At 64.2% G+C, this 21,624-nt stretch carries 20 protein-coding genes and 1 tRNA gene; 9 read left to right on the forward strand and 12 right to left on the reverse strand.

Going from position 1 to position 21,624, the window contains the following annotated elements; translation table 11 throughout:
* Positions 1 to 3: 3 nt before the first annotated feature.
* The 6 genes from J0909_RS01730 to J0909_RS01755 form a co-directional block, all read right to left on the reverse strand.
* The gene (locus J0909_RS01730; protein ID WP_207259913.1) at positions 4 to 1,593 is read right to left on the reverse strand and encodes a DUF885 family protein; all 1,590 of its coding nucleotides are present in this window, start codon (positions 1,591 to 1,593) and stop codon (positions 4 to 6) included.
* A 27-nt stretch (positions 1,594 to 1,620) separates the two neighbouring features.
* Complete coding sequence (locus J0909_RS01735; protein WP_207259914.1) at positions 1,621 to 2,574, reverse strand: chemotaxis protein; 954 nt, start codon at positions 2,572 to 2,574, stop codon at positions 1,621 to 1,623.
* 252 nt (positions 2,575 to 2,826) lie between these two features.
* The gene (locus J0909_RS01740; RefSeq protein WP_207259916.1) at positions 2,827 to 5,292 is read right to left on the reverse strand and encodes an autotransporter family protein; all 2,466 of its coding nucleotides are present in this window, start codon (positions 5,290 to 5,292) and stop codon (positions 2,827 to 2,829) included.
* A gap of 237 nt (positions 5,293 to 5,529) precedes the next feature.
* Positions 5,530 to 6,906, reverse strand: a complete 1,377-nt coding sequence (locus tag J0909_RS01745) for a sigma-54-dependent transcriptional regulator (RefSeq protein ID WP_207259918.1) — start codon at positions 6,904 to 6,906, stop codon at positions 5,530 to 5,532.
* A 12-nt stretch (positions 6,907 to 6,918) separates the two neighbouring features.
* A complete protein-coding gene (locus J0909_RS01750) occupies positions 6,919 to 8,334 on the reverse strand; it encodes a HAMP domain-containing sensor histidine kinase (protein WP_207259920.1) in 1,416 nt (471 codons plus the stop codon).
* A 172-nt stretch (positions 8,335 to 8,506) separates the two neighbouring features.
* Positions 8,507 to 8,779 carry an acylphosphatase gene (locus J0909_RS01755; protein ID WP_207259921.1) on the reverse strand — a complete coding sequence of 91 codons (273 nt, stop codon included), beginning with the start codon at positions 8,777 to 8,779 and terminating at the stop codon, positions 8,507 to 8,509.
* Between the two features lie 176 nt (positions 8,780 to 8,955).
* On the opposite strand from J0909_RS01755, the gene J0909_RS01760 reads away from it, so the two are divergent.
* Positions 8,956 to 9,552 carry a hypothetical protein gene (locus J0909_RS01760; RefSeq protein WP_207259922.1) on the forward strand — a complete coding sequence of 199 codons (597 nt, stop codon included), beginning with the start codon at positions 8,956 to 8,958 and terminating at the stop codon, positions 9,550 to 9,552.
* Positions 9,553 to 9,723: 171 nt separating this feature from the next.
* Positions 9,724 to 9,972, forward strand: coding sequence for a hypothetical protein (locus J0909_RS01765; RefSeq protein ID WP_207259925.1), 249 nt, complete (start codon positions 9,724 to 9,726; stop codon positions 9,970 to 9,972).
* A gap of 73 nt (positions 9,973 to 10,045) precedes the next feature.
* On the opposite strand, the gene J0909_RS01770 is transcribed toward J0909_RS01765, so the two are convergent.
* Entirely contained in the window at positions 10,046 to 10,549 is a 504-nt protein-coding gene (locus J0909_RS01770) for a hypothetical protein (protein WP_207259926.1), read from the reverse strand.
* A 425-nt stretch (positions 10,550 to 10,974) separates the two neighbouring features.
* Here J0909_RS01770 and J0909_RS01775 point away from each other — a divergent pair, with 425 nt between their 5' ends.
* The 6 genes from J0909_RS01775 (at position 10,975) to J0909_RS01800 (ending at position 17,031) form a co-directional block, all read left to right on the forward strand.
* On the forward strand, positions 10,975 to 11,286 hold the full coding sequence (locus tag J0909_RS01775; protein ID WP_207259929.1) for an FmdB family zinc ribbon protein: 312 nt from the start codon (positions 10,975 to 10,977) through the stop codon (positions 11,284 to 11,286).
* Positions 11,287 to 11,412: 126 nt separating this feature from the next.
* Positions 11,413 to 12,711 (forward strand): adenylosuccinate lyase, encoded by a 1,299-nt coding sequence (gene purB, locus J0909_RS01780; protein ID WP_207259931.1) that lies wholly within the window; start codon positions 11,413 to 11,415, stop codon positions 12,709 to 12,711.
* A gap of 1 nt (position 12,712) precedes the next feature.
* Positions 12,713 to 13,270: an orotate phosphoribosyltransferase gene (gene pyrE, locus J0909_RS01785; protein ID WP_207259933.1), complete on the forward strand. Its 558-nt coding sequence runs from the start codon at positions 12,713 to 12,715 to the stop codon at positions 13,268 to 13,270.
* A gap of 62 nt (positions 13,271 to 13,332) precedes the next feature.
* Positions 13,333 to 14,592, forward strand: coding sequence for a L,D-transpeptidase family protein (locus tag J0909_RS01790; protein ID WP_207259940.1), 1,260 nt, complete (start codon positions 13,333 to 13,335; stop codon positions 14,590 to 14,592).
* Complete coding sequence (locus tag J0909_RS01795) at positions 14,589 to 15,299, forward strand: hypothetical protein (protein WP_207259942.1); 711 nt, start codon at positions 14,589 to 14,591, stop codon at positions 15,297 to 15,299. Before J0909_RS01790 ends, J0909_RS01795 begins: the two co-directional genes overlap by 4 nt.
* Positions 15,250 to 17,031 (forward strand): M14/M99 family metallopeptidase, encoded by a 1,782-nt coding sequence (locus tag J0909_RS01800; RefSeq protein WP_207259944.1) that lies wholly within the window; start codon positions 15,250 to 15,252, stop codon positions 17,029 to 17,031. Before J0909_RS01795 ends, J0909_RS01800 begins: the two co-directional genes overlap by 50 nt.
* Positions 17,032 to 17,140: 109 nt before the next feature.
* Here J0909_RS01800 and J0909_RS01805 read toward each other — a convergent pair whose 3' ends face one another.
* The 5 genes from J0909_RS01805 to J0909_RS01825 all read right to left on the reverse strand — a co-directional run bounded on the left by J0909_RS01805 (position 17,141) and on the right by J0909_RS01825 (position 20,827).
* Positions 17,141 to 17,791: a phosphatase PAP2 family protein gene (locus J0909_RS01805; protein WP_207259952.1), complete on the reverse strand. Its 651-nt coding sequence runs from the start codon at positions 17,789 to 17,791 to the stop codon at positions 17,141 to 17,143.
* Positions 17,792 to 17,816: 25 nt separating this feature from the next.
* Positions 17,817 to 19,163 (reverse strand): glycerate kinase type-2 family protein, encoded by a 1,347-nt coding sequence (locus tag J0909_RS01810; protein ID WP_207259954.1) that lies wholly within the window; start codon positions 19,161 to 19,163, stop codon positions 17,817 to 17,819.
* A 7-nt stretch (positions 19,164 to 19,170) separates the two neighbouring features.
* Positions 19,171 to 20,151: a 2-hydroxyacid dehydrogenase gene (locus J0909_RS01815; RefSeq protein WP_207259956.1), complete on the reverse strand. Its 981-nt coding sequence runs from the start codon at positions 20,149 to 20,151 to the stop codon at positions 19,171 to 19,173.
* Between the two features lie 115 nt (positions 20,152 to 20,266).
* Positions 20,267 to 20,343 (reverse strand) — tRNA-Arg (locus tag J0909_RS01820).
* Positions 20,344 to 20,395: 52 nt separating this feature from the next.
* Positions 20,396 to 20,827 (reverse strand): pyridoxamine 5'-phosphate oxidase family protein, encoded by a 432-nt coding sequence (locus J0909_RS01825; protein WP_207259957.1) that lies wholly within the window; start codon positions 20,825 to 20,827, stop codon positions 20,396 to 20,398.
* 54 nt (positions 20,828 to 20,881) lie between these two features.
* Here J0909_RS01825 and J0909_RS01830 point away from each other — a divergent pair, with 54 nt between their 5' ends.
* Entirely contained in the window at positions 20,882 to 21,559 is a 678-nt protein-coding gene (locus J0909_RS01830; protein WP_207259959.1) for a phosphoadenosine phosphosulfate reductase family protein, read from the forward strand.
* The last annotated feature ends 65 nt before the right edge of the window (positions 21,560 to 21,624 follow it).

The raw sequence follows: 21,624 nt of genomic DNA on the forward strand, positions 1-21,624 counted from the left end.
CATTCAGCGCACCGGGCGCTCGGCGATGACGGACAGGGGCAACTGCCCCTGGGCGAACAGGGCCTTGCAGAAGAGCGGCAGGTCCAGCCGCCACTCACGGCGTAGTTCGGTCAGTTCGTGCAGGCCGAGGATGGGCATGGTTCGATGCCCCGGGGCCAGGCGGATGAGCCGCACTTCGGACAAGCCCTCTTCCCGGGTGAATCCGGCCCGGTCCAGAATATCCAGACACTGGTCCTGGTTTAATCCTTCCAGGGCCATCTCGGTGTCGATGCGGGCCAGGGCCGCCCGGCGCAGGCCGCGCGCGTGGTACACCAGCCGGTCCATGTCGTTTTCCAGATACTCCAACTCGTCCAGGAGATGCTCGGAGAAGGCCAGCCAGCCCGCCGTGAACACGGGGTTGGTCGATTGCCTCAACCACGGGTCGGGATGGGCGCGGCGCTGGGAGTCGAGCAGGTGCCGGCCGGGATAGGTCTGGGCCGCCGCCAGGAAGGGGAATTCGCGGCGCATGCGGGCCAGGTGGGCCGGGGTGTCGCGGAAGCGGTTGCCGGAAAATATCTGCGGGTTGACGTAGCAGCGGGACGGCTCGTTTTCCCAGGCACCGAGCACCGGATCGTGGTGGATGGGGCGCAGGGTGGAGGCCATGTGTCGAGGCTGGGGTTCGATGCGCAGGCCGGAATCGGTGAACACGCCCGCCAGCGGCCCTTCCTGCACGAAGGCGCGCAGGCGGTGAATCTCGCGGACGAGCAGGTCCAGGGGCTCCAGCCCATCCGTGGGCGGTCCTTCGTATCCCTCGTACAGTTCCCGCCATGACCCGCCGCCTATTTCGGCTTGCACCCGGTGCAGGGAGGTCAGCCGGGCCTCGAATTCGGTCTCGGCCAGGTCGCGCAGCTCGACGACGGATCGCTTGGTTCCCAGGACGTGCTCGGCCGTATAGCGGAAGTCGGGCCCGTCAGGATCGGGAATTTCCGGTCGCGAAGTGACGAAGCGGTCGTAGTCTCGCAGGGAAGCCAGGGTCTCGGCCAGGAAGCGGGGGGCCTTGCCCGCCCGGCCCAGCTCCTGACCGCTCAGTTCGGTCAGATAGCGCGCGCAGTCCCGGATCATGGTCTGGGAGGCGGCCCGGCTTGCCGCACTGGCGGCCTCGATGTTTTCGGTGGCGTGGGCGAGCAGGCCGGGGACGGCCTTGAGGCGGCTGATGAACCGCTTTTGCCGGGTGCGTTCGTTCTTGGCGGGCAGGTCGGCGGCCTGCTCCAGGCCGGTGAAGGCCACCTGGAGATATAGTTCCGGGGCATGCTCCCAGGCGCGTATGCCGTCCAGTTCGGCGATGGCCCCGCTCGCGTTCATGGCCAGGGCCAGGGCCCGGGCCCGACCCGGCTGGTCCGGGGCATTGTCCGCCTCGGCCAGGAAATTCCCGCGGAAGGTTTCGAGCGCGGCCACATGGCCGGGGATGGAACGGCCCGAGAGGTCGTCCAGCCGGTCCAGCCACTTGGAGGCGTCGGTTACCGGCGGCATGAGCGGGAAGGCGCCCGAGGCGCACATGACGGGGAAGTGCTTGGCCAGGTAGGCGAAGAACTTTTTGGCAATTCCGGATTTCATGATGTTCTTTGCCTTTGGGGGTGTCGCCTAGTCCGCCTGCTCTTCGAGCAGTTTCAGGGCGCGGGGGGCGAGTTCGCCCAGTTCGGCCTTGGACACCTGGGCGTCCGCGCCCACGGCGATGCCCTTGTGGTGCAGGGTTTCGGTGATGATGGAGGAGCAGAGGACGACCGGCAGATGCCGGAGGTCGGGGTCTTCCTTGATGCGTCTGGTCAGGGTGTGCCCGTCCATGGAGGGCATCTCGATGTCCGTGATAACCAAATTCACGTAGCCGCTCAGGGGACGTCCTTCGGCCTTGGCCCGTTCCTTGAGGTTGAGCAGGTACTGCATGGCCAGTTCGCCGTTTTCCTCGGCGTGGACCTTGAATCCGGCCGCGTTCAGAATGTTGGCGATCATCTTGCGCGCCATGGTCGAGTCGTCCGCCAGGAGCACCCGGTATTCCTTGTGGGCGGCGGCCTTGCGGACCGCTTCCGTGGGTTCCATGTCCGGTTCGCTCTCGGGGTTCAGGTCCATGCAGATCTTTTCCATGTCCAGGATGAAGGTGATCCGCCCGGCGATCTTGACCACGCCGGTGATGGAATTGACCGTCAGGGAGGAAACGTACTTGGTCGGCGCCTCGACCTCCTGCCATCCGATGCGGTGGATGCGGGTCACGCCCGAGACCAGGAAGGCGCTCTTGGTCCGGTTGAACTCGGTGACGATGACCTTGGGCGGCTCCTTTTCGGAACGCTCCTTGTGCAGCCACCCGGCCAGGTCGATGAGCGGGATGATTTCGCTGCGCAGATTGAAGGCGCCGAGCACCGCCGGGTGCGACGCCTCGGGCATCTCGGTCAGCTCGGGCATCTGAAGGATCTCCAGAACCTTGGCCACGTTGATGCCGTAATAGCCCCGGTAGCCGCCATTCAGGCGCGATTCATCGAGATAGAATTCGACGATTTCGAGTTCGTTGGTGCCCGACTCCAGCAGGATTTTGTTTTCACTCATGAACTGGCCTCTCCAGGGGACCGTTGCGGAACCGATGGTACGGTGACCTTGAACATATACAAGGGGTTTGCCGGGCGCAACCCCGGGCATGAGGCAAATTGCGGCCGAATGTCCGCTGCTGATTCCCGCCGATGCCGCACTTTTTGATCTTGTCGTGGATGGCCAGGCGGGCGAGTCCGCAGCCGGGAATGTTGATTCAACAACTGGGGGCAACCGGTTCTGTCGATGCGGCCGGAATGGGGCCGGGCGATCCTAGAAGACCCACCTCAGGGTGCCGGTGAAGGAGTGGTTGTTCACGTATTCGTCGTAGGCGCCGGCGTAGCCCAGGGTGAAGGCCATGTCGCCTTTGGTCAGGGTCATGCCCGTTTCGGCGGTCAGGCGGTTCTCGCCGGTTTCCGTGGTCACATCGGCCGATGCGCTCGCCAGCCGCTGGCGCACGGTGAAGTCCGCGCCGGTCAGGGTGTGGACCAATCCCGCCCCGACGTAGGGGGTCAGGGCCACGCCGTGCACATCGAGGGCGTCGTGGGTGGCGCGCACGCCCAGCACGACCTCGGTGATGATCTCGTTCAGGGTGTCGTAGGCGACCGCGTTGATGGCCCCGTCCTCCTCGAATTCCTCGCGATAGAGCCAGGACAGGTTGAGTCCGGCCCGGGGGGCGAAGGTCCAGTTCTCGACCGGACGCCAGTCGTACACGGCCAGGAATCGGTCGGAGACCAGCCAGGAATCGTAGTCCGCTTCGGCGGTCTGGTTAAGGCCCGCCGCGCGGCGGGAGTCGTGGTCGGTGTAGGTGGCGGTCAGGGTGTCGGTGAACTTCCAGTCGCCCATGCGATAGCCGCCGTACACGCCGAGGGTATACAGGTACTGGTTTTCATCGTCGCTGGTGCCGTAGGCGTTGTCCGTGAAGGACAGGTCCACCGTGCCGAATCCGGCCATGGCCCCGAGCACCAGGGCGTCGCCGAAGATGCGGTCCACCCCGCCCTCGAACCCGGTCAGCATGGCGTCGTAACCGGCCGTGCGGCCGTCCCTGTCGCGAGAGATGGCGGTGACCACGGGCTGCAGGTAGACGGACCACGGCTTATCCTCGGTGCGGCTGTCGAGCAGTCCGGACATGGACCCGTTGGCGGCGACCAGGATTTCATCATCGTTGTCCCCGGCCTCGGCCAGCAGGGTCAGGCCGCGCGTCCCGGCTGCGTCCGCGAAGGCCCGGGCCGAGGCCAGGGTTGCGGTGGCCCCCAGTGCGGCGTTGTCGTCCGCCGGGGTGAACGTGGTGGTGGCCGTGACCGTGCCCGCGCCGGGGTTGGTGTTCACGTTCACGGTGAAGTCCGGGTTGACGCCGGTGGCGGTGTAGCCCGCCCCTGTGGTCAGGGTCCCGGCGCTCAGGATCGTGGTCGTGGTCCCCAGGTTCGCCGCCGAGGGGTCGATGCGCAGCGCGCCGTCCAGGGTGGCCGTGCCGGTGGCGGTCAGCCTGCTGGAGGTGGGCAGCGACAGGATAGCCCCGGAGGAAAGGTTGATATTCGTGACGGGGTTGGTGATGCCCCCGGTCAGGTCGAGCTTGCCGCCGGTAACGTTCATGGTGCCGATGGTGGCGGCGATGGGGTTGGAGACGGTCCAGGTGCCGGAGTCGGTTTTGCTCAGCGTATCCCAGGTGCCGGTGACGTCGAAGTCGACGGCGCCTTGTCCGTCGAGGAAAAGGTTGGGGCTGCCGGCGGTGCCGTATACTTGGCCTCCGAGAATCCGCGTGCCTGTCTGGAGGTGGACGTCGCCACCCTCGGCATAAACGGCATAGGCCGTGCCGCCGCCTTGTGCCGCAGCCTTTATGATGCCGGTGTTGTAGAGGGATGCACCTGAATCCATGAATGCAGCCAGGGCGTCCCCCGACCCGTAGGCCATGGCCGACAACCGGGAGGCGTTGTGGAACGTGGCGTTCCGCGAAATGTAAGCGCCCTGCGCCTGCCCCGTACCGTATGTCATGGCTTCTATGGTGCCGGTGTTGTGTATGGTGTTGCGGTATGTCGCGGACCCCGAGGACAGGACTCCCCTTGCAAAACCTCCGCCATAGGTTATGCTTGTAATTCTCCCGGAATTGTATGTGTCGAGATTGTGATAGGAATTGATTCCCTCTGTATAGCCGCTATAAGCGATACAGGTCACCGTCCCGGAGTTGATCAGGGTCGATCTTTCGCCGGAAAGGTCTACCACTTGTATCCCCACGGCGTAGGTGGCATCGTTGGCGAGCAATGTGATGCTGCCCGAATTGACCGTGTAATTCTGGTCACCCTGGTTGTACAGCCCTCTTAAATATAGCGGGCCGGAGGTCACGCCCGTGATGCTTCCCCGGTTGATCATGGACACCATGTCCGTCGTCCCCTCATAGCGCATGGCGAAGAGTATATGACTGCCGCTTGGGATGGAGCCGGACAGGTCGATGGTACCCAGGTTGGTGATCTCCGCCGCGCCATTCGCCTGGATGCCTCCTTCCCGATACAGATTCCCGCCGCCGTAAGAAGTCGGACTTAGCGTCCAGGTGCCCTTCAGGGTTCCCGTGTTGGTGATGGTGCCGTTGCCGTCGATTATCCAGGTATTGCCATCCGTGAAGTCGTAGCTTTCCGCATTGGCAATGGCGGGCGGGGAGAGGAAAAGGACGATAAATAGGGCCAGGGCCCAAACCCGGCGTGCGGCTTCGGATAGCGGGGGCGTCTTGGTCTTGGCGGGGGGCATGGGATTCTCGTCTTGGTGCGGGGGGGCCGGAGTTCTCAATGTCATTGGGGCCGCGAAGAGAGCTGCTCATCAACAAATAGCCCGGCTGGCGCGGGGACTCGTTGCGTCAAACAATTGCTTTATGCCGGTGAGAGCATACCCGGGATGGATGCGACTGTCTATAATGGCTGGGGGTTTTATGAAAAAACGGCGGCGTTGCGGCGGGGGGTAGCGTCACAGGCCGACCCGGGGCCGGGGTCATGATTCCCCGGAACCGATGCCGTATTTTTTAATCTTGTAATGGATGGCCCGGCGGCTGATGCCCAGCCGGTCGGCGGCGTCCTTCTTGACTCCGCCCGCCGCGTCGAGAGCGCGGATGATGGTTTCGCGCTCGTTGTCCTCCAGGGACAGGCTGTTTCCGGTCGAGGCCGGGGAATCGGGCGGCGGGGGCTCCAATTGGAGGTCGGCGGGCTCGATGACGTCGTCGCGGCAGAAGACCAGGGCCGCTTCCAGGGCGTTTTCCAGTTCCCGGACGTTGCCCGGCCAGGAGTGCGTTTCGAGCAGGTGCATGGCCTCGGGGGAGATCTTGGCGTGCGGCCGCTCCTGGCGTGCGCGGAGCCGGTCCAGCAGGCCGTGCACCAGGTCCGGGAGGTCTTCGCGCCGTTCGCGCAGGGGCGGAATGGTCAGGGTGACCACCTTGAGACGATAATAGAGGTCCTCGCGGAAGTCGCCGTCCGCGACCATCCGGGTCAGGTCCGCATTGGTGGCGGCGACGACCCGGCAGGATACGGCCCGCTCGCGGTTGTCGCCCACCCGGCGGATGGTCCCTTCCTGGAGGAATCGCAACAGCCGGGTTTGCATGTCCGGAGAAATATTGCCGATCTCGTCCAGGAACAGGGTGCCGTTGTCGGCTTCCTCGATGAGGCCCTTCTTATCCTTGACCGCGTGGGTGAAGGAGCCCTTGACGTGCCCGAAAAGTTCGCTTTCGAGCAGAGTGGGCTGGGTGGAGCCGCAGTCCACCACCACGAAGGGGCCGTTCGCCCGGGGGCTCTCCTCGTGCAGGATGCGCGCGGCCATTTCCTTGCCGGTGCCCGATTCGCCGAGGAGCAGGACCGTGGCCGTGGATTTGGCCACCCGTTCCAGCCGTTCCAGGAATCGGGCCATGGCCGGGGCCTTGCCGCCGATCAGGCCGCGCGTGCGGGCCGTCGGCGCGGGAGCGGAGCCTGCGCCGGGGAGGGGCGCGGGGGCGGCTGCCGCGCCACGCGCTTCGAGCCGGGCGCGGACGCGGCGGACCAACTCCTTGCCGTCGAAGGGCTTGGTCAGGTAGTCGGCGGCCCCGGCCTGGATGGAGCCCACGGCGTCCGGGATGGTCCCGTGGGCCGTGAGCATGATGACCGGGATGTGCGGCCAGTGCTCCATGACCTCCCTGAGCAGTCCGCCGCCGCCCATGCCGGGCATCTTTACGTCGGAGATGATCAGGTCTACGGGCTCGTCGGCCAGCATTTCCAGGGCGGTCTCGGCCCGGTCGGCCAGCAGCGGGCTCAGCCCCGCCGAAAGCAGGCGCGCCTCAAGGACCTGCAGGATGTTCTCGTCGTCGTCCACCACCAGGATGGTCGGAATGTCCGGTTTCGTCATGGTCTGTCCTTGTCAGGAGATGGCGGGCAGGGTGAAGCGGAAGACCGCACCCCGTCCCGGTTCGCTTTCGACCCGAATGCGCCCGTTGTGGGCCAGGACAATGCGCCGCGCGATGGCCAGGCCGAGCCCGGCCCCGTCTATGCGGTCCCGCACGCCGGGCTCCCGGTAGTATTTGAGAAAAATGCGTTCCTGCTCGTCCGCGGGGATGCCCGGGCCGTCGTCGGCCACGCTGAACAGGACGTCCTTGCCCTGCCGCTCGGCGGTTACCCGCACCGTGCCGCCCCGGCCCGAGAACTTGATGCCGTTGCCCGCCAGGTTGGTCAACACCTGCCGGATGTGTGCGGGGTCGGCCCGCACGGCCAGGTTCGGCTCCACCGCGGATTCCAGCGTCACCGAAGCTGCCCGGGCCGTGGGGGCGAGGCGTTCCAGGGTGGAATCCACCAGCCCGGCCACCTCCACGTACTCCAGGTGCAATTCGAGCGCCTCGGCCTCCATGCGCGAGACCGAAAGCAGCCGGGTGAGCAGTTCGGAGAGCCGTTCGGACTCCTGCCCGGCGATGTCCAGGAACCGTTTTTGTTTTTCATTGACCTCGCCGAAGGTGCCGGAGCCGACAAGGTCCACGGCTTCGCGCACCGAGGTCAGGGGCGTGCGGATCTCGTGGGAGAGCATGGCGATGAAGTCCGCACGCATGCGCTCCTCCCGCCGCAGACGCGCGGACATGGCGTTGAAGGCCCGGGCCAGTTCGCCCAATTCGTCGCGGGACAGGATGCGCACGTCCCGGGGGGTGCCCCCGGCGCCCAGTTCGCGGATGCCCCGGCGGACTTCGGACAGGGAGCGGTTCAGGGAATAGGCCAGAAGCAGGCTGCCGCCCACGCCGACGACCAGGCAGGAGATCAGCCCGTACATGCCCACATCGGCCGCGTGGCGGCCCGCGTCGCGGAGCATGGTCAGGCGCGATTCCATGTCCGCCTGGTTGTCGAGCTGGGATTGTTCCAGGATGTCGGTCCAATCGCGGACCGTTTCATCCGGGGCCAGGTTGTCGCCTGGTGAGTTGGCCGGGTCCAGGGTGATCTCGTATTCCGAGGTCAGTTCCTTCCATTCGTCGGCATAGCGGGGGTGGCGCTTGATGGTCTCGTTGAGGATTTCGCCGAACCGGGTCAGGTCTTCGACGATGAAGCCCACGGCGGCCTGATCGCCGCCCAGGATGCGGTAGCGGCGGATGTTGTTCTGGACGTTGTGGAGGCGCTCCAGCATGCGCTGGATGGCCGAGTCCAGGTCATGGTTTTCGGTGACCATGCGGCTGGCGATGTCGGCGTCCCGGCGGACCTGCTGGAAGAGATAGGCCGAGGTGGCGAAGAACACCGCGATCAGGGCGCAGGCCCAGATGGTGAGCTTGGTGGCGATGTTCAGGTGGCGGGCCTTGGGCATGTGCGGATTCTACTGTATTCTCCAGGCCGGGGCAAACGGGGAAGGCGGGGAGCCCGACGGAAGAGGGGGCCGGTTCGGCTTGTCGGAGCCTGGGCGGCGCGGCTCCAAAAAAAATCCCGCCCGTCACGCCGAAGGGCGCGGCGGGCAGGCCGTTCGTTCCGGGGCGGCGGAATCAGCCCCGGATCTCGAAAACGTCGTAGGTCTTGTCGTGATCGAGGGAGCCGCAGGTGATGCTCTTCTTGTCCACGATGGGGGCCTCTGTCTTGAGATGTTCGCGGAATGCGGCGAATTTTTCAGCGTTTCCCTGGATCAGGATTTCGGCCTTTTGGTCGGCGATGTTGCGCACCCAGCCTGTCAGCCCGAGCTGCTGGGCCATGCTCTGGACCCAGGACTGGAAATTACCGCCCGTGACCTTGCCTTCAACAACACAAGTGTAGCTTAACATGATGAACCTCCGATTTCGTGTTAGCCCTCATTAGGTCATATATAGTGCAAAATCGGTAAAGTGAAAAGGGGACGGGAATGGAAAAAGCCCTTCTTTGCGGTTGTCAGGCCCGATGGCCTGGTGTATGTCCATACCCTGCTCTGAGCGCTTCGCAACCGTGAAGCGGAGGAATTCCCATGCGCACGTTGTCCATTGCCGTCGCCCTTGTCGCGACGTTCCTTTTTTCCTCCCCGGCCTGGGCGTCGTTGCCCTATTACAATGCCGACATGGGCTACACCATCTGGCTGCCCAAGAGTTGGAACGAGGCCTCGCAGGACTCGCTCGACGCCTTTCAACAGGCCCTTGGTCCGTGGCCGGTGCCGGGCATGACCCCGCATTGGCAGGCGGGCTACGTGAATCCGCACGGCGAACGGACCTGCCGCCTCCTGGTGGAGGTCAAGCCGGGACGCCGGATGCTGGACTCCGACATCTCCAATTTCAACCGGTTCATGGTCCGCTCCCTGATCCGCTCCCTGCGCGAGCGGGTCCCGTTGCCGGGCGACCCGGTGACGGTATTCAAGGACGCGGCCTACTTTCATGACAAGAAGACCCTGCGCATCGAGACGGAGGTGGTCCGGGGCGGCGAAACCGTGCTCGGCCTGGCCTATATCGTCTACACGCGAAAGGGCATGCTGGCCTTTACGGCCTTCGTGGACCCGGCAGACCGGAAGTCCCTCCAGATCGTGGACAAGGCCGTGCTCTCGCTCTACCTGGACGATCGGCTGCGTTACTGACCGGACCGTTGACGGTCCGCATCCGGCCCGATACCATTGCCACGAGCGGGAACGAATGGTTCCCTGTGCGCAGTTTTAAGTGCGCATCATGGCGCGGGCAGGGGCGAGTCTCGGGAAACGTTGCGATTTTTCGGCGGCACATCCCTTGCTTGCGCGGAGTAGGAGGCCCGAGTGAAGAAGATTATATTGGCAACAGTCCTCACTCTCGTGATGCTCTCTCCGGCCTGGGCGGCGGACGTCCGCTTCCCGCCGGGTTCTTGGCTCGTGGCCTCCAAACAGGACGATCGCCGGAACGGGAACGGAAACGACCGCGGGAAGCGGAGCGAGAAGAAGCCCTCCATGGTCATCATCAAGGGCAAGGGCGGCAAGGTCACCGATGTGGAGCGGGGGCCGCGGCAACCCCAGCCCAAGAAACCCTGACGTCCCGCCGGATAACGTCAAAAGCCCCCGGAAGCGATTGCTTCCGGGGGCTTTTGACGCACTTTGGGGCGGACTACTGGGCGGTGCCGCAAGTGGGAATCTGCGGGTCCGTGCCGCTTTCGAGCAGCTTGGTGCGGTATTCCTTGACCTCGTCCAGGGAGTTCCAGCCCTCGTACATTTCCTTCCAGCCGCCGAAGTCCATGTACGCTTCGTCCAGGTGCGACTCGTGCATCTTCTGCCAGACGTTGAAGAGGTACATCTCGACCTTGAACTGGGCGTCGTCGAAGACCTGGGGCAGGACGGTGGGGTCGTACTTCTCGCCGTCCAGACGCGAGGCCACGAAGGAACAGACGTTGTCCTGGGAGCGCTTGTAGTCCAGAAGCGAGTTGTTGATCATGTCGGCGAAGGGATACAGGGTCGGAAAGTTCTCCTGAATCTCCCGAATCCTGTCCTCGGGGATTTCGATGTGCAGCTGTCCGTCCTTTTCAACGACGAAATAGAATCGAATCCACTGGTCGAACTGGAAGATCTCGATGGCATCCTTGATGGCATTCTTCACGCTGACGCTTCTGAGCATGGCAATGTTCCTTTACATGTTGGGCTTGGAGTCGGGAATATGGACATCATACCATGATGAGTCAAGGGGAAATCGGGCGCGGCAGGGGTAGACAAAGGGGATGCAGTTGTTATATGAAGTGCGGCTCGCAAGGCAGAAAAGCCCATACCGGGCCGAAATATCAAGGAGACAAACATGGCACGCCACAAGAAGCACGAACGCATGAAGGAACTGGACCGTAAGCGTCAGCGCCGCCAGAAGGCCATCAAGGCCCGCATCAAGGAAGCCAAGGAAGCCAAGGCCTAACCGCCGGGCCTTCCGCGCCGGGTTCCGCGCCGGCGTATTTTTTTCGCCGGGCCGCACGTCGCGTGCGGCGCCGGAGTTCACCCGCGCCCCGCATGAGGCGCAACAACATTCGCCTTTGCCGTCGAAGGAACGTTTTAGTCATGCCTATCTATGAATATCAATGCCAATCCTGCCACGCCGTATTCGAGGAGTGGCAGTCCGGATTCGAAGATCACGAAATGCGCTGCCCGGAATGCGGCGGCGAATCCAAGAAACTTATTTCCCACTCTTCCTTTCATCTGAAGGGAGGCGGCTGGTTTGCCGACGGCTATGGCGGAACCAGCGCCGGGAACAAGCCCGGCGAAGCGCAAGCTCCCGCCGACAGCGCGGGTTCCGAATCCCCGGCCAAGCCCCAATCGGCTCCGGCCTGTTCCGCCAAGGCGGACACGTCCAGCGCGGGCTCCGCGTCCTAAACACGCGCCAAAGGCAGCATCCGCTGCCTTTTTTTTATGGGCTTGCGGCCCTTGAGTTTTTGCGTCGCCGTTGCCATAGTATGCCGTTCGCGCGGCCGAGCACCCTAACACGGAGAGAACAAGACAATGCTTGAACGGTATTCCCGTCCCGAGATGCGGGCGTTGTGGACCCTGGAGAACAAGTTCCGGGTTTGGCTGGAAGTGGAGCTGGCGGTGGTCCAGGCCTGGACCGCCATGGGCAAGGTCCCGCAGGCCGCCTGCGACGAGATCATGGCCAAGGCGGATTTCGACGTGGACCGCATCCTGGAGATCGAGGAGACCACCAAGCACGACGTCATCGCCTTTTTGTCCGCCGTGGAGGAGAAGGTCGGGCCGAGTTCCCGCTTCATCCACCTGGGCTGTACCTCCTCGGACATCGTGGATACGGCCAACGGACTGCTTCTGACCCGTGCGGGCGACATCATCGCGCAGGGCATCGACCGGATGCTGGAGGTCCTCAAGGCGTTGGCCCACAAGCACAAGGGGCTACTGTGCATGGGCCGGACCCACGGGATCCACGCCGAGCCGACCACCTACGGCCTGAAGTTCACCGGCTTTTATGCCGAATTCACCCGCCACAAGGCGCGTTTCGACGCGGCCCGCGAGAATATCCGCGTGGGCAAGCTGTCCGGCGCGGTGGGCACATTCGCCCATTCCGGCCCCGAGCTGGAGGAGCGTACCTGTGCGCTGCTCGGCCTGGCCCCGGACCCGCACTCGACCCAGATCGTGCAGCGCGACCGCTACGCCCAGTATTTCACCGCCCTGGCCGTGCTGGCCGGGGGCATCGAACGGATCGGCCTGGAGCTGCGGCATCTGCAACGCACCGAAGTCTCCGAGGTGGAGGAGGGCTTCACCAAGGGCCAGAAGGGTTCCTCGGCCATGCCCCACAAGAAGAATCCCATCTCGGCCGAGAATCTCTGCGGCCTGTCCCGCGTCATCCGCTCCAACTCCCTGGCGGCCATGGAGAATCAGGCCCTGTGGCACGAGCGCGATATCTCCCATTCCTCGGTGGAGCGGGTCATCATGCCGGATACCACCGCGCTCATGGACTACATGCTGCATCGCATGGCGGGCGTGCTTGAGCGGCTGGTGGTCAAAGAGGACGTCATCGAGCGCAATATGTTGAGCTCTTTCGGCCTCTTTTACTCCCAGCGGGTTCTGAACAAGCTCATCGACACCGGCCTGAAGCGTCAGGAGGCTTACGAGATGGTCCAGAAAGTGGCCATGCGCTGCTGGGAAAACCGCATCCAGTTCGAGGACGAGGTGCGCAATGATCCGGAAGTGAAGAAACGTCTTGATTCTAACGAGCTTGACGAAGCTTTTGACCCTTCGTATTACAAACGGTATGAAGATGTGATCTTTGACCGCGTCTTTGAGGAAAATTAGGATGACCGAACTCAAATCACGGCTGGCGAGACTTCTGCTCGAACTTTCCTACAAGGAAGGCGATTTCACGCTTACCTCGGGGAAAAAGAGTGATTATTATTTCGATTGCAAGCAGACGGCCCTGAACGCCGAAGGCGGCTACCTCATCGGACGGCTTTTCGTCGAGATGCTCAAGGGGTACGACGTGCAGGGCGTGGGCGGCATGACCCTGGGGGCGGACCCGCTGGTCTCCTCGGTGACCGTGGTCTCCTTCCTGGAAGGCCGCCCGTTGCCGGGGTTCATCATCCGCAAGCAGTCCAAGGGGCACGGCACCAACCAGTATCTGGAAGGGCTGGCCAACTTCGCCGAGGGCGACAAGGTGGTCCTGCTGGAGGACGTCTGCACCACCGGCGGCACGCTGATCACGGCGGCCGAGCGGGTGCGCGACGCCGGGCTCGAGATCGTTGGCGTGTTGGCTGTTTTGGATCGTGAGGAAGGCGGCCGGGAACGACTGAAGGAGGCGGGGCTGGAGCTCAACGCCATCTTCACCCGGCAGGAATTGCTGGCTGCGGGGAAATAGGGCCTGTCGGGGGGAAACCCGCGGTCCGGTTCGGGGGAATCAGGGAGCGATAGTAACATCAGATGCGGGTAGTTTTTTTTGTCCTGACACTCGTCTTGTCCGCGACCACGGCCGTGGCCGGGGGCTGGACGCCGTTGCTCTCGTCCCATTCCTATGGGCCGAAGCGGATTATCGCCGTGGACAAGGAGGCCCAGGAACTGATCGTGCTCGAGCAGCAGTCGCCCCTGCATGAGGTGCGCCGCTTCCCCTGCACCACGGGTCAGTCGTTGGGCGACAAGTCGGTTGAAGGCGACATGCGTACCCCCGAAGGCGTCTACTTCGTCGGGCATCGCATCAACCGCAAACTGGACTGGGGCCTGTATGGCAACATTGCCTATTCCTTGAATTATCCGAATCCCATTGACCGCATCAAAGGCAAGACCGGGTCCGGGATTTGGCTGCACGGCCGGGGCAAGACCTTTCTGCCGCGCGACACGTTGGGCTGCGTGGCCCTGCGGGTCCCGGACATGAAGGATGTGGCCCTGGAGGCCGCCTACGGCACGCCGGTGGTCATCGCCGACGACGTCAACTGGACTCCGGAACCGGGCGAGAGCGAGGTCACGGCCCTGAAGCTGGCCCGGACCCTGGAGTCCTGGGCCCGTGACTGGGGCGCCAAGGATGAGAAATTCTTTTCCTATTACGACGGCCCTCTGCTCGAACAGTCCGAAGGGCTGGACTTCGAAGGGTTCGAAGAGCATAAGCGCAACATCTTCGCCTCTCAGCCGTGGATTCATGTCCTGGTGGACAATGTCCGGGCTGTGCCCGGCCCCGGCTATTGGGTGACCTGGTTCGACCAGTACTATCGCACGCGGGGCATGGCCTCGACCACGGGCAAGCGGTTCTACTGGGTGCGGGACGAGCAGGGCGCATGGCGTATCGCCGGACGGGAGTATGTTCCGGCCTCGGAGCAGTTGGACGCCAAATATCTGACCGCCAAGACCGGAGAGGCCCGGGAGATGGTGGAAGAATGGCGCCGGGCCTGGCTGGCTGCGGATGCGGCCGCCTACGGGAAATTTTACGAGCCCGACGCCGATCAGGGCGGCCGACGGGGCGCAACCCGCATTGCCGAATACAAAAAGACATTGTGGGAGGAGAAACCTCCTGTTAGGTTGGAGGTTGATAATCTGAAAGTCGCTTTGCATCCCAAGGGGCTCAAGGTGGCCTTTGACCAGGTGTTTGCCGATGCCAGCGGCTATGGGGACAGGGGGCGCAAGACTCTGATCCTGGTGCCCGAGGGAGACACTTGGAAAATCGACAGTGAGCAGTGGAGACGGATGAGATGAGCGATTCCAAGTACAGCGTGCTTTTTATGCGCGACGACCGGGATGTGACCCGGTACCGCCTCAGCCCGTTCTGGCTGAAGATGTTCGTTTTTAGCCAAGTGTTCCTCCTGCTTTGCGCGGTGGGCGGAATTTACATGGGCGTGCGCGGGTTCAGGGTCAACGCCGCTCTCCATTCCGAGAAGAAGGGGTTGGAACAGCGCCTGGTGGACGCCGAGGTCCGCCTGGAGCGGTTGGGCAACATGGAGAAGATCCTGGAGTCCTACGACCCGACCGAATTGCAGTCCCTGCTGTCCGCGGCGACGACCGAGGCCGAACAGCCCGCGCCGCCGCGTGAAGAGGTCAACCTGAACAAGATCTTCACCCGCACCGATACCCGTCAGGTGGGCGTGGAGAACATGCAGGCCAAGCTGGCGGGCCACAAGCTGACGGTTTCCTTTGAGCTGAATAATCTCCAAGCCTCCAAATCCATGGCGGGCCAGGCGGATTTCATCTACCTGACCAAGGGCGGCGAGGCCAAGAAAGTCGAAACGAACAAGGACGATCTGTCGTTCCAGATTCAACGCTTCAAGCGCATCCAGACCACCTTCCTCCTGCCCGAGGGCATGGAGCGCAAGGACCTCTTTGGACTGCGGCTTGAGATCAAGGGAAAGGATGGCGATGTCATTTTTGCCGAAACGTATCCCTTCTATCATATTCTGGCTTCCTAGCCTGATCCTTTTCGCTTTCGCCTCCAGCGCCTCGGCCGGGTCCTGGGAGCACTCCTTTTTTGCGGGCACCCAATATCCGCTCAAGGTCACCTACATCCAGGGCGAACAGCCCGGTCCCACGGTCATGGTCCAAGGCGGCATCCAGGGCGACGAGTCTTCGGGATACATCACGGCCCAACTGCTTTCCAAATCCATGGTCCTGCGCGGCAACCTGATTGTCCTGCCGCGCGCCAACGTGCCGTCCATCAATCTGTGCAAGCGCCAGATCAACGTGGACATGAACCGGCGTTTCGACCGGAACTACAATCGGTTCTACGAGGACCGCGTGGCCCGGGTCATCCGTTTCCTGCTCAATCAGGCGGATGCCTTCATCCATCTGCACGAGGGCAGCGGCTTCTACAATCCGACCTACGTGGACAATCTGCGCAACCCCAATCGGTACGGGCAGTCCATCATCGTCGATACCCTGGTCTACAAGCAGATCGACCTGGCCCGGACCGTCAATTCGGTGCTGGACGAACTCAACGACCATATCGCCGCCAGCGACTACAAGTTCAAACTTTTCAATACCCGGACCTTCGACCAGGCGACCAGTTATCCGGAGATGCGCAAGTCCCTGACCTGCTACGCCCTGGCCGAGCACAACATTCCGGCCATGGCCGTGGAGGTCTCCAAGTCCATCATCCAGATCGACTGGAAGGTCCGCCAGCAACTGACCGCCACACGCATGCTTCTGCACCGCCTGGGCGTGGAGGTCACCCCGCCCGCGTTCACGGACGAGGATGTCCGCGCCTACGCCCGCACCGGGGTCGAGGTCATGGTCAACGGCCGCACGCTCGGCCGCGACGGGGTCATCAATCTCGCCCCGGGCACGACCCTGGCCGTGAAGCCGGTCTCTTCGGGCCCGAGCGAGTTCGCGCCCGAACTGGCCCTGTTCGCTTCGGACCGGCCTGGCGTGAACCTGATCAACGCCCGGCGCATGGTCCTGGAGCCGTTTTCCGAGCTGGAATTGCGTTCGGACGGGCGCAAAGTGGCCGAGGCCAAGGTCCGCTTGACCGGCAAGCTGCCCAATGCGCCCGGCGGCGACATCCCGGTGTTCGTCTGCTGGCTCAACGGCAATCCGGTTTTTGTGCGCGACGGCGAGACCCTGCACGCCGTGCTCGGCGACCAGCTCATCCTTGAGGGCATGTGGGGCAGCGATCTCAAGGAAGTGATCAATCTCAAGGGGTTCGTGGCCATTCCCTGGGCCAACAACGGGCAGGACCTGGGCTGGGAGATTATCCTGGACCCGGACAATTTCATGTCCAAGTATGCGCTCAAGTCCGACAGGCCCGGGGCGACCCGTTTCCGGGTGGCCCGGGAGACTCCCGGCGCGCCTGCGGCAAACTTTTATGTGGACATTCGGCCACGCACGGTCCTGGCCTTGCGTCTGGGCGACCGCCATGGGCAGGATCTGCTCGTACCCTGGATTTCGGGCGGCAGTTACCGGCTTCCCGAGGGCGAGTATGTCTTTGAGTCCGCCTGGAGCAACGGCCCGGACAACAAGCTGGTGGCCACGGCCGGAGACAGGCCCATCGACGAAGGGCAGTCCTTCACCGTGGATTACAACCGCCCCCTCAAGCTGACAGTGCGCCAGGCTACCACTTTCGGCGACATGGGGACCATGACCTTCACCGCGGGCGGCCTGGCCAGCCTCGATGTCCCGGGCCCTAACCCGCGTCCACGCTTTTAAACAATAAGCCCCCGTCCGGACCGTTCCGGGCGGGGGCTTGTCGTCTGGGGCGGCGGGCCGGAACCGGGCGGTTTCGGCGGCGGGCCCGGTTGTGCTCGGGAGATATTCGTTATTCCGGCGAGTGGAGCGCATCTCCGTCCGTCCGGTTGCCGATGGGATAGCATAGATTTCGGCACCAGATTGCGGCGGCGATGCCGATGAACGCGCCGCAGAGCACGTCCGACGGATAGTGCTTCAAGGCGAGTACGCGGCTTGCCCCCACGATGACGGCCAGGGTCAGGGCGGGCGTGCGCAGCCGGGGCGCGATCAATCCCAGGGCGGTCATGGCCGAAAAGATGCGCAGCGTGTGCCCCGAGGGGAAGGATGCGTGCATGTAGTCCCCGGCCATGGGGAAGAATCCGTACACTCCCTTGGTGAAGAGCAGCGGCGGCCGAGCCCGACCGAAGAATTCCTTGAGCACGTCGCCGACCAGCATGGCGCAGGCCACGGACAGACAGAGGCAGAGCAGGTTGCGCGAGCGGGCGGTCATGCCGTTGGCCAGCCCGTCCACGCCGCCCGCGATCAGCCCGACGGCGACCAGGACGTTGAAGAGCAGGTGGTTGGCCGTCTGGGACAACAGCCCCGCCGCCGTATGCCAGGCCGTGTCGCGCAGGGTCAGGGCCGCTTCGGACACGGGCCGGTCAACGAACAGGTAGCAGACGGCGACGAGCAGCCCCGTGGCCAGGGCGGCCCATCCGGTTCGGACGAGTACGGTGCGCATGGGTCCCCTTATCGTCTTATTTCCCTCATGCTGGGTCCACCAGCACGGCGGCCACGTCCATGACATTGGTCCTGGTGGGGCCGGTCTTGAGCAGGGTACCCGTGCCGGAGAAGAAGGTATAGGCGTCGTTGTCCGCCAGGGCCCGTCCGGCGGCTTCGGCGCGCTCGCCCCGGGCCGTATCCGGGAAGGCCATGGCTCCGGCCGCATCCGTGGGGCCGTCCGTGCCGTCGGTGCCCAGGCTCATGGCCGCCAGGCGTTCGCGCTCGGGGCCCAGGGCGGCCATCTCCAGGGCTGCGGCCAGGGCCCATTCCTGGTTCCGGCCGCCCTTGCCCGTTCCCTTGATGGTAACTGTGGTCTCGCCTCCGGCCAGGAGGCAGACCGGCGGTTCGGCCCCGCCCGCGCCCCGGCCGTACTCCCCGGCCAGACGGATGAGCCGGGCGGCCTGATCGCGGGCCTCGCCCTCCATGGAGCCGTCCACCACCACCGGCGTGTATCCCAGGTCGCGGGCCGCTCCGGCCGCGCCGCGCACGGCCATGGCGTTGCCCGCCACGATGACGTTGAACACTCGGGCGAAGCACGGGTCCACGCCCTTGCGCGTTTCCGAAGCGCGCCCCGAGCACCCGTCGGCCACGGCCCGGGTCACGGAATCCGGCATGCGGTTGCACAGCCGGTATTTGTCCAAGATGGCCTGGCAGTCCAGGAAGGTAGAGTCGTCGGGCGCGGTGGGCCCGGAGCCGATGACGTCCAGGCGGTCGCCGACCACGTCGGAGATGATCAGGGAGACCACCGTGGCAGGGGCCAGGGTCTCGGCCAGGTGCCCGCCCTTGAACCGCGAGAGGTGCTTGCGGATGGCGTTGATCTCGCCGATGGGCGCGCCGCATTCAAGCAGCCGGCGGGTGGCCTCCTGCTTGTCGGCCAGGGAGACCCCGGGCAGGGGCGAGGGGACCAGGGCGCTGGCCCCGCCGGACAGGAGAAAAAGGACCAGGTCCCGTTCCCCGGCTTGCCCGGCGCGTGCCAGCAGTGCTTCCGCAGCCCTTTCCCCGGCCGCATCGGGCACGGGATGACCGGATTCCATGACCTCGATCCTGGTCAGGTCCAGGCCGTGGCCATACTTGGTGGTCACCAGCCCGCCGCTCAGGCGGTCGCCCAGGATATCCTCCATGGTCGCGGCCATGGCCGCCGAGGCCTTGCCCGCGCCGAGCACGAGGACCCGGTCGTAGCCGTTCAGATCGTACTCCCGGCCGTCCACGGCCAGGATGTTCCCGTCCCGGCGCACGGCCGCCCGGAGGGCCGGGTCGGGGGCGACGGCCTGAAGCGCGCCGTCGACGATGCGCAGCAGGCGGGTCTTTTTTTCGGCGTAATAATCGGTCATGTTCGGCCTAGTCGTAGATTTCGGGGTTGAGGCAGGTCTCGGGCTTTTCGCCTTCGAGCATGGCCAGGAGATTGCGGGCGGCCAACACGGACATATCCGCGCGCGCCGACTCCGTGCCCGAGCCGATGTGCGGCAGCAGGATCACATTGTCCAACTCGGCCAGGCCGGGCGTCAGGGCGGGCTCGTTTTCGTACACGTCCAGACCCGCGCCCGCGATTTCGCCCGTCTTGAGGGCCTGGAGCAGGGCCTGCTCGTCGATGACCGGGCCGCGCGCCGTATTGATGAGGTAGGCGGTCCGCTTCATGCGCGCAAAGGCCTCGGCCCCGAACAGATGCCGGGTGCCGGGGGTCAGCGGTGTGTGCAGGGAAATGAAATCCGACTGTTCCAGCAGTTCCTCGAAGGGGACCAGGCGGGCGTTCAGCTCGGATTCCAGGACCTCGTTCTTGCGGCCGGAAGAGCTGGTGTACAGGACCGGCATGCCGAAGCCCCGGCTCATGCGGGCCATGGCCGTGCCGATGCGCCCCGCGCCGACGATGCCCAGCGTCTTGCCGGACACGTCGCCGCCGATGAACTGCATGGGGCCCCAGCCGGGCCAGTCGCCCGAGCGCATGACTTTGTCCGCCTCGACCACCCGCCGGGCCACGGAAAAGAGCAGGGTCCAGGCGCATTCGGCCGTGGCGTTGGTCAGTACGTCCGGGGTGTTGGACACGGGCAGGCCGCGCCGGGTGGCCTCGGGCACGTCGATGTTGTCGAAGCCCACGGCGTAGTTGGCGTACCCCTTGAGCTCGGGGGCGGCGTCGAAGAATTCGGCGTCGATGCGTTCGGTCAGCAGGCCGATGACGCCCTGGCAGTCGCGGATGATGTCGAGGAGCTGGGCTCGGGGCACAGGGGCGTCCTCGGGATTGACCAGGACTTCGGCCTTTTGCCGGAGCAGGTCGAGCCCCTGTTCGGGAATTTGCCGGGTGACGTATACCTTGGGTCGGTTCATTGCTTCCTCCTTGGTGATCCCAAAGAATGCGGTGCATCGCCCGTGGAGTCAATGGGGGATCGGCAGGCATGAAAAAACCCCCGGCGGACAAGGTCCTCGGGGGTTTTTACTCTCATGGTGCGCCCGGCACGATTCGAACGTGCGATCTTTCGGTTCGTAGCCGAATGCTCTATCCAGCTGAGCCACGGGCGCGCTAAGGAAGTGACTATTTATGCCCAACACTGCGGGGCGTCAAGCTCTTTTTTTAGGAATTTTTCAGTTTGGTGGTAAAAAGGTCCTCCAGCCCGTCGGACAGGTGAGCCTCGCGGCCGTCCACGCGGAGGAGCCGGGCGTCCGGATGGGCCGCCAATTCCGCCATCTGCGGGAATTTCATGAGGAAGAGCCGGGTGATGGCCTCGGTGGTCTGCCGTTTCCGGATGGGCGAGTGGACCCCGTGGATGCACAGGGAGAGTCCGTCGTCCCGGCGGTCGATCAGCAGGCAGGCGTGGGGGTGGTCCCGAAGGTTCCGGCAGTGTTGCGAGGTGTCGAGGGCGAAGAAATAGAATTTCATGGCCGCATGGTCCGCGAAGAAGTACATCAGGGAGCAGTGCGGTCGAATGCCGTCCGAGGAGGCCAGTACACAGGTCTCTTCGCCGGTGATCAAGTCGTCGATGAGGTGCATTTTTTCCTTGCTCATGGCGATGCTCTACGGCAACTTTCAGTGAACCGCCATTATAATGAACCACACGCCATGCCTACCCTCGAAGAGAATATCCTGCACAGCGAAGCCCTGTTGACCGGCCTGCTCGGCCGCGCGGACCCGAACCGCGTGCGCGTGGCCTGGACCGGGGGCAAGGACTCCACCGTGGTCCTGTTCCTTTGGAAGGCCTTGCTGGACGAGGCCGGGGCCGGACCGGCGCGGGCCATCAATCTGGACACGGGCTGCAAGTTCCCGGAGGTCCTGGCCTTTCGCGACCGGCTGACGGTCGAATGGGATGTGGACCTGCGCATCGCCCGGCCCGAAGTCTCCCTCGACGGCTATCCCCTGGCCGTGAACCCGCTTTCCTGCTGCCGCGAGCTCAAGGTGGAACCGCTCAAGCGGGCGGTGCGGGAAACCGGAACCGCGTTCCTCCTGACCGGCATCCGACGCGACGAGCATCCGGACCGCGCCCGGCGGCTCGAATTGGAGGAACGCGCCGACCCGCCGCATACCCTGGTCAATCCGCTGCTCGACTGGACCGAAACCGACATTTGGGCCTTTCACGCCCGGTTCGGCCTGCCCCATTGTGAACTTTACGATCACGGCTACCGTTCCCTGGGTTGCCGTCCCTGCACCACCCTCCCGGACGGACGGGGGGGCGAACGTTCCGGCCGTTCCCGGGACAAGGAAGCGGTCCTGTCGGCCCTGACCGGACTCGGATATTTCTGATCGGAAAACTGTTTCGAAGAGAAACCTCCGGGCCTCCACCCGGAGGGAGCCAGCCTGAAATCAAC

This window comes from Desulfovibrio sp. Huiquan2017 (assembly GCF_017351175.1).
Lineage (GTDB): Bacteria > Desulfobacterota > Desulfovibrionia > Desulfovibrionales > Desulfovibrionaceae > Pseudodesulfovibrio.